Genomic DNA, 7,622 nt, shown 5'->3' with positions numbered 1-7,622 from the left:
CTGGAAACTCCTTTTTTTTGAGGAAAATCCAAACGACTTCAATCTGATATGAAACGACAGAGGCCATCTCAATTCATTTTGAGACGGCCTCCTATTGATTTTTATACCGTTTTTACAGTTTCCAACCTGAAATTTGTTCCTGAATATTCCATAGTTGAGCATACAACCCTTCGGCCTGCATCAATGTTTCATGCGTACCTTTTTCCTTTATCTGTCCGTTATCCAACACGATAATTTGGTCTGCCCCCTTAATGGTTTTAAGTCTATGCGCAATGGCAATGACAGTATGCCCTTTGATGAGTGCATCTATGGCTTTCTGTACTTCCACTTCATTTTCGGGGTCAAGTGAGGCGGTCGCTTCATCAAGCAGGATGATTTGTGCGTCTTTCAGCATGGCACGGGCTATGGATATGCGTTGCTTTTCTCCGCCCGAAAGGGTACACCCTCCTTCGCCTACCAAGGTGTCATATCCTTTGGGCAACCGCATGATGAAATCATGGCAACAGGCTTTTTTAGCTGCGGCTATAATTTCTTCTTCCGTCGCGTCAGTTTTACCAAAGCGGATATTATTGCGTATGGTGTCCTGAAACAGATAGACATCCTGAAATACCATAGAGATGTGGCTCATCAGACTTTCTGGATTTATCTCATTCATCGGAACACCATTGAAAAAGATACATCCTTTCTGTGGGTCGTAGAAACGGGCGCAAAGCTTCATCACCGTACTTTTCCCGCTTCCCGAAGGTCCGACAAGAGCCGTCAAGGAGTTTTTCGGGAGCGTAATGTTTATATCATGCAACACTTCCTTGTCTTGATAGGCAAACGATACGTGTTCAAACCGGATATCGCCTGCTGCCGGGGATTGCCGTTCTCCTTTCATCTCCGGCTCGTTCATCAAGGAAAGGATGCGTCCACCGGCAATGGAAAAATAGCGGAACTCGGTAAAGTTTGTTAGTGCGGAAGTCAGCGGGTCGAACACACGAGAACCGACTACAAGGAATAGCACGAATACAAGGATTGAAAGTTGCCCTCCCAACAGAAGGTAAGTTCCACATAGCACCATCATTGTCAGCCCGGCACGTACTAAAGTGATGCTCAACAAGACGAATGGGCCTAACAAGGCCTCCTGACGGATGCAAGCACGGCGAAGTTCCGCAAAAGCATCGCGCAACCTAACAAAGCGGTCACCTATCAGATTGTACGCTTTCATTACACGAATACCCTGTAAGTATTCTTCCAACCGATTTCCAGCATTTATTTTTGCTTGAATTTGCCTGCCGCTTAACTTCCGCTGTGCCTTTGTGCTTGCCCACAGGACGAGCAAGGCAAGCGGCAAGGCGGCAAACATACTGACCGCCATCCTCCAATCTATCCATACAAGCGAAGCAAAAGCCAGTACGGGCATGACTATGGCACCCATAAGTTGGGGCAGGTGGTGCGAAATTCCGGTTTCTGCCATCATGAAGTCCGTAACAAGCATAGACGACAAATCACCCGGATCACGTTTCGACAAAAAGCCCAACGATAGTTTCCGCAAGTGCTCCGCCAGCGACAAACGCCCGGAAGCACTCATTTCGTATGCTCCTCTAAAATTGGCTCGGTAGGATGCCCGTTCTGCCAAAGCCATGACCAGCATATAAACAGCCATAATGCCGAATATCCACCACAGGCGGGTCGTGTCAAGCGGCTGTCCGCTCCCGTCAAATGCACTGAAAATGATACGTATCGCTTCTATAGAAAGACAAAACGGTACTATATTCACTAAGTTGGCAAGCATGGTGTAACCCACCGGCTTGTAAAGTCTTTCCGTGTGACCTATTGTAATATTCTTTATTGCATTCATATCTTATTTTATTTATATGCTATAATATGTATTTCTTCCTTTTTACGGATTGTTCTGATGGATGAAAATCCGACTTCATGCAACCGTTCTTTCAATTCTGCCGGAGTATAGACAACCATACCATCTATCCGTTCCGTCCACATTTTTCCAAGTTCGGGGTCGCTCGCTTCCAGACTAATAAGGAAACAACCTCCTTCTCGGAGAACACGCGCCACTTCAGACAACGCTATGTTTACAGGCGACCAGAAATAGACCGTTTCAAAAGCCGTGATAGCATTAAAGAATCCATTCTCATAAGGTAATGAACAAACATTCCCTTGTTGTATGAAACATCTTTTATTCAAGTCTTTTTCGTTGTACTTTTGGGCGAATGAAACACTTTCTTCTGACAGGTCTATGCCGTAGATATTTCCTTTCGGACATAAATTCAATAAACGTTTCAAATTCGCACCACCGCCACAGCCTATATCAAGAACATTCCAATTCGGCTGCCATTCCACTTGCTTCATGCCACGATTAGCTAAAGATGCATGAAAACAATTCATTCCTCGCAAAATCATCCGTCCCCAAAATCCTTGCGGACAACTTGTGTTTTGCAAGACCTTGTTTAAGAAATTCTTCTTTCTCATATTGCTTTTAGTTTTTGTTCAATGTCCAATGGTATGCGCTCGTATAGGCATCCCACATATTTTTATATACACCCTCCGTCACGGACAGCTGTTCATGCTTTCCGCATTGCACAATGCGTCCTTCTTTCATGACGACAATCTGATGTGCGGAGATGATGGAAGAAAGGCGATGGGCAATCACAATGACCGTTTTATCCTTTATCAGTGACTGCAAAGCCATCTGCATTTTATGCTCGTTTTCAGGGTCAGCGAAGGCAGTGGCTTCGTCCAACACCAGTATCGGAGCATTCTTCAATATGGCACGAGCTACACATATCCGTTGGGCTTCACCGCCGGACAGGAATACACCTTTATCGCCTATCCTTGTTTCGTAGCCTTGCGGCAAACGCTCTATGAAATCGTGGCATTGGGCAGCTTTCGCAGCGGCTATTACCTTTTCTTTTGTAGCATCTGGAGAACCTACGGCAATGTTCTCATATAATGTGTCGTAAAAAAGGAAATTGTCTTGAAATACAAATGAAACCATGTCCATCAGTTTTGCCGTATCTATCTGACGAATGTCAATACCTCCTATACAAATTTCCCCTTGCTCCACATCCCAGAACCGGGGTATTAGGTTGGCAACCGTTGATTTTCCGCTTCCTGAAGGACCGACAAGGGCGGTTATCTTTCCTTGTGGAGCTTTGAAGCTGACATCACGCAAGGCTTCCGTTCGTGTTCCCTGTTCCGTGTTTTCGTAGAAGAATGATACATGACGGAACTCTACATCGTAAGCAGCAGGCACTTGCGGATGTCCCGGCTCCGGCACAGGTTTCTTTTCCAATATGCGGTCAATGCGGTTTACTCCTTCGTTGATGTCGCGCGTATTCCCTCCTAAAAAAGTCAGTTTGTAAACGGGCGAAGCCATACCCGGTCCCATGATGATAAAAAACAGCCACACCACAGCCAATGAGAGTGATTGCGGACTGGCTTGCAACAGCAGAATACCCATAGGAAGAATAAACGTAACCATCGAATTAAGCAAGACGGTAAATGCTATCATACCGTTCTGATATGTGTCACAACATTTCAAGGCGAATGTCTTGTATGCCTGAATTTCGGTATTGAACTGGCGGAATGAGCGGACGCTCTGCCCGAAAATCTTGACTACGGGCATTCCCCGTACATACTGCACGACGGACGCGCTCATCTTTTCCTGCGCATCGTAATAGATGGCCATGAACTCCCTTGCCCTTTTTCCCATGAAATTGGAAAATTGCAGGAATAAGCTAAGCACCACAACGGCCAGGCACACGACTGTCAGCCACACATCCAGCGAGAAAAAGATGACCAGCATTACCACTACCGTTGCCATTACATTGACCAAATCCGGAATGGTATGGGCGATGAAGCCCTCTATTTTCTCGATATTCTGGTCCATTGTTTTCTTGATGGCTCCCGTAGAGGTATTGTTCAAATATCCCAAAGGCAGTTTGCCGATATGTTCAGACAGACGGACACGCAACCCATACAAGATACGGAATGCAGCCACATGTGAGGACATCAGGGCGGCATAGAGCAATATCAATCCGCCAACAAGCCCTCCAAATGCAATCCATCCCCAACGCATCATGTCCGTTCCGTCCAAAGCGGAAAGATTGGAGCCATTCGACAGCAACTCTTTCAAAATTTCATAAACTGCCCAATAAGGCACAAGCATACACACCGCGCTGCCAGCCGACAGCAGACCTGCTAATATAAGCAGACCTTTCCTTTGTCCCGCTATCTCGAACAGACGGGACAAACCTTTTTTCTTTTTTGACTTTTCCATTGTTATTACGCTATTTTGATGTGATTTTATATCCGAGCAATGAACTGAATTTGTAGCAGAGCCAAGGGATGCGCCCCAATATCTGCCCGAAGAAGAATCCCCAGCGTGAACGGAAGAACTTCATATAGTTAGCCTGTTCAATGAGCTTTAAAGACGGTTCCCATTGTTCCACCACATACCCGTTGCTTATGCCGGAACGGATTTGAGCCTCGTGTTTGCGGAGCGAATCGGGCTTCACACCATGTCGGCTCATTATCGTGCCGCACACGTCAAACCACAATTCACCTCCCCCGAAACGGTTTGCCACGTGATGCAGGAAGGATTTTACTTGCTTCTCGTAGAAGTACATCAGTACCCCCTCCACGATGAAGATAAATTCTGCTTCGGGGTGCTTCCGGCGCAGGTCATCCATCCAGTCGGTCTCCAACAAAGACGCTTCAATATAGACATTGTCCGGCTGTTCGGGTATCAATTCCCGGCGTAGAGCAATGACCTCAGGCAAATCCAAATCATAAAAGACTGCTTTCTGACTTCCGATACGCTGGAAACGGGTATCCAGTCCACATCCCACATTGACCACGACCGGATGCGAATGTGCTTTAATAAATCGGCGCACAGCGCAGTCAAAATACCATCCACGCACCACGCATCCCACTTCGCTCAACTTTGCCCCGTCGAACTGGGAATAATCGTATTCCAGACTGTCCGCCAGCCGCTCCGCAGCCTTGTCATACAGGATGGGATTGTCCCGGCGGCTTTCCTTGGCTCTCATGTATAGCGGAATAAGCAGTGTTTCCGCTACAATACTCTTAAACTCGTATTTCTGTCTCATATTTTTGGAGTGTTTAATAGTGAACGATATTCAGAATTGTTCATAAAAAAAGGAGGAAACCTCCGTGAAGATTTCCTCCTTACCAACCGTTCTGATGCGGTTGAATGTTCGTATGTACGTTGTCTGTATCTCATATCTTGATAATAGCCCTCCAGCCTTGAATTTCAAACAGGATGTAATCGTGCAGGATGGCCTCCATTTCCTGCCGGGGTACGGAGTGCATCAGCAGTTCCTCGAACATCGTGAACATCCATACCGTATGCAGGTGGATGATAAAGTCGGACACCGCCGTATTGATTTCGGGATGTTTCCGCTGCATGGACGCGAACCACGCCTTAACCAATTCCGTGGAACGGTCGGTATAATTCTCACGGAAGCGTTCCAATGAAGAACCTTGCGCACGGAACAACAGTATTTCCATTAGCGAACGGTGTTTGTCTATAAGCGAAACATATTCGTCAATGCAGGATTTCAGGTATTTTTCCGACCGCATCATCATAATATCTTCGCCCCGTATGCCGTGGTGTTCTTGCAGCATGGCTTCCAAAGCGCACAAAACAGGACGGACCACTTCACGGAATAATTCATCTTTGCTTGTGAAGTAGTTATAGATATTCCCAACACCAACACTCGACAATTCCGCTATTTCGCGCATGGAAGTCTTGGAATAGCCTTTCTTCTCGAATTGCTGTCTGGCAATCGTCAATATCCGACCCCTTATGTCCTCTTTCAGCACTTGCATTTATAACGAACAATGTCTGTTTTTAATTTTTTGCAAAGGTATAAGGCTTGAAATTGTCGTGCAATACCTATTTTTAGGGATTTTGCGTCTTCCAAAACATGGGGAGCGAACCGTTTCGGTATGCCCGAAACACAAACCTGCTCCCCATCAAAACTTCTCCTTGATGGGTTGGCTTTTATGTTTCTTCAAATCAATCCTATTCCATAAAATAAAGTCTTACTTCATTCTACATCAAGCTCAGGTTTATTAGCAGGCTTATTTGAACCTGATGAACGCCACAGGCTACCACACCGATGCCAAATGCTGCCACGCAGGTGCGAAGCGGTTGGATTGTGCCGGACATCGCTTTCCTTTGCATCACGGACGCTTGGAACAGCCGTCACGGGGTCGGCGGATAACGCCACTCCCTGCCACAAGCTGCCACGATTGTGCCAACCCATCGTTTGATGCGTAATGCCCATTTACTTTGCGTCCAAAACCGAGTATCAACATTAAAAACAGTATCGACAATGGAAGTATTGATTTTTCAGAAAGAGGCGTTTGAGGAAATGGCGGCGAAGTTCAGCCGCTTCTCCGACCGTGTGAACGAACTCCTTGCCAAACAAGGCGGCAAGTCATTAAACCGCTGGATGGACAACCAAGAGGTCTGCCGACAGTTGAACATCAGTCCGCGCACCTTACAGACGCTGCGTGATAACGGCACGCTGGCCTATTCGCAGATAAACCACAAGGTGTTTTACCGACCGGAGGATGTGTCGCGCATTGTCAAGCCCGTTGAACGTAAGCTGGCAGACAAAGCCGTTTGATTATTATTGTACCACTAAATCCAATGTAACAATGAGTGAAATGATTACCAAGAACCATGCGCTTATCGCTGAGTTCGGCGACAGCCTTGACCGTCTGTTGGACGGCATCGAGAACTTCATGGCAAACAGCCGTCCGACATTAGGCGGTGAACGCTTCCTGACGGACAGGGAGGTGTCTGCACGGCTGAAAGTGAGCCGACGCACCTTGCAGGACTACCGCAACAACGGCATAATCGCCTATTACCAGTTGGGCGGCAAGATTCTGTACAAGGAATCGGACATAGAACGGATGCTTGCCGCCAATTATCGGGAGGCGTTCAGATAGGCTGACGGAAATCCCCTGTAAAACGGTGTTACCCTCAAACGGCGTAAGAGATAGCCTTACACGCCGTTTGAGGGTATCTCATACGCCGTCTGAGGTCTGCTCAATTTCCCGTTCTCTTTCCACGTGACGGGGAGAGCGAAAAGAAAAGGTTGACGGGCTGTCTGTTGTTCATGGTCAGCCTGCCCATGATAAACCGTCTGAAAGCCATGCTTTCCCGACCTCTTAACTTGAAGGAAACGGCTATCACCATTTCAAGGCTGTAAACATCGTAGTTTATCCCGTTGTCCTGTTTGATGTACCGCTTCGTTTCGCTTTCCAACAATTCGCCATTCTTGTATATGGCATGGACAGCCTTGCGGATGTAGCAGCCGAACACATTGAACGCATCGGACATTTCCTGCTGCGTCATCCAGACGGGAGCGGTCGGCATGGCAACCGCCCCGTTTTCTGTGATTGTGATTATTCCTCTTTCCATACTCATCTGTCATTGTTTTTCGTCAATCCGTTGGCTTTCCTGACCTGCATCAGCCTGTCCATGTCCTCCGATATCTTGTCGTCTGTCACCTGTAGGCTCGGCTGTCGGCGCCATGCCACCTTACGGTGGTAGGTTTCCGACAGCCTGCCTCCGAACCGTA

8 protein-coding genes are annotated in these 7,622 nt (G+C 47.1%); 2 read left to right on the top strand and 6 right to left on the bottom strand.

Annotated elements, in window-relative coordinates; genetic code table 11:
• Positions 1-112: 112 nt before the first annotated feature.
• The 5 genes from OCV81_RS17295 to OCV81_RS17275 all read right to left on the bottom strand — a co-directional run bounded on the left by OCV81_RS17295 (position 113) and on the right by OCV81_RS17275 (position 5,856).
• Entirely contained in the window at positions 113-1,843 is a 1,731-nt protein-coding gene (locus OCV81_RS17295) for an ABC transporter ATP-binding protein (RefSeq protein WP_148331086.1), read from the bottom strand.
• A gap of 8 nt (positions 1,844-1,851) precedes the next feature.
• A complete protein-coding gene (locus OCV81_RS17290) occupies positions 1,852-2,472 on the bottom strand; it encodes a class I SAM-dependent methyltransferase (RefSeq protein WP_148331085.1) in 621 nt (206 codons plus the stop codon).
• Between the two features lie 7 nt (positions 2,473-2,479).
• Positions 2,480-4,282: an ABC transporter ATP-binding protein gene (locus OCV81_RS17285; protein WP_148331084.1), complete on the bottom strand. Its 1,803-nt coding sequence runs from the start codon at positions 4,280-4,282 to the stop codon at positions 2,480-2,482.
• 10 nt (positions 4,283-4,292) lie between these two features.
• Complete coding sequence (locus tag OCV81_RS17280; RefSeq protein ID WP_148331083.1) at positions 4,293-5,114, bottom strand: class I SAM-dependent methyltransferase; 822 nt, start codon at positions 5,112-5,114, stop codon at positions 4,293-4,295.
• Positions 5,115-5,244: 130 nt separating this feature from the next.
• Entirely contained in the window at positions 5,245-5,856 is a 612-nt protein-coding gene (locus OCV81_RS17275; RefSeq protein ID WP_141427651.1) for a TetR/AcrR family transcriptional regulator, read from the bottom strand.
• Between the two features lie 509 nt (positions 5,857-6,365).
• On the opposite strand from OCV81_RS17275, the gene OCV81_RS17270 reads away from it, so the two are divergent.
• Both OCV81_RS17270 and OCV81_RS17265 read left to right on the top strand, forming a co-directional pair.
• Positions 6,366-6,662 (top strand): helix-turn-helix domain-containing protein, encoded by a 297-nt coding sequence (locus tag OCV81_RS17270; protein WP_148331082.1) that lies wholly within the window; start codon positions 6,366-6,368, stop codon positions 6,660-6,662.
• Positions 6,663-6,693: 31 nt separating this feature from the next.
• Positions 6,694-6,987, top strand: a complete 294-nt coding sequence (locus tag OCV81_RS17265; protein ID WP_148331081.1) for a helix-turn-helix domain-containing protein — start codon at positions 6,694-6,696, stop codon at positions 6,985-6,987.
• Between the two features lie 100 nt (positions 6,988-7,087).
• On the opposite strand, the gene OCV81_RS17260 is transcribed toward OCV81_RS17265, so the two are convergent.
• A complete protein-coding gene (locus tag OCV81_RS17260) occupies positions 7,088-7,468 on the bottom strand; it encodes a transporter (protein WP_262640523.1) in 381 nt (126 codons plus the stop codon).
• Positions 7,469-7,622 lie beyond the last annotated feature (154 nt).

The organism is Phocaeicola fibrisolvens, from assembly GCF_025567125.1.
Classification (GTDB): Bacteria; Bacteroidota; Bacteroidia; order Bacteroidales; family Bacteroidaceae; genus Phocaeicola; species Phocaeicola fibrisolvens.
This window is presented reverse-complemented; position numbering and strand designations above follow the sequence as displayed.

Bases quoted from the DNA above. Each gene is read 5' to 3' on its own strand.
- OCV81_RS17275 (WP_141427651.1), bottom strand. From the start codon at position 5,856: ATGCAAGTGCTGAAAGAGGACATAAGGGGTCGGATATTGACGATTGCC.
- OCV81_RS17295 (WP_148331086.1), bottom strand. From the start codon at position 1,843: ATGAATGCAATAAAGAATATTACAATAGGTCACACGGAAAGACTTTAC.
- OCV81_RS17260 (WP_262640523.1), bottom strand. From the start codon at position 7,468: ATGAGTATGGAAAGAGGAATAATCACAATCACAGAAAACGGGGCGGTT.
- OCV81_RS17265 (WP_148331081.1), top strand. From the start codon at position 6,694: ATGAGTGAAATGATTACCAAGAACCATGCGCTTATCGCTGAGTTCGGC.
- OCV81_RS17290 (WP_148331085.1), bottom strand. From the start codon at position 2,472: ATGAGAAAGAAGAATTTCTTAAACAAGGTCTTGCAAAACACAAGTTGT.
- OCV81_RS17270 (WP_148331082.1), top strand. From the start codon at position 6,366: ATGGAAGTATTGATTTTTCAGAAAGAGGCGTTTGAGGAAATGGCGGCG.
- OCV81_RS17280 (WP_148331083.1), bottom strand. From the start codon at position 5,114: ATGAGACAGAAATACGAGTTTAAGAGTATTGTAGCGGAAACACTGCTT.
- OCV81_RS17285 (WP_148331084.1), bottom strand. From the start codon at position 4,282: ATGGAAAAGTCAAAAAAGAAAAAAGGTTTGTCCCGTCTGTTCGAGATA.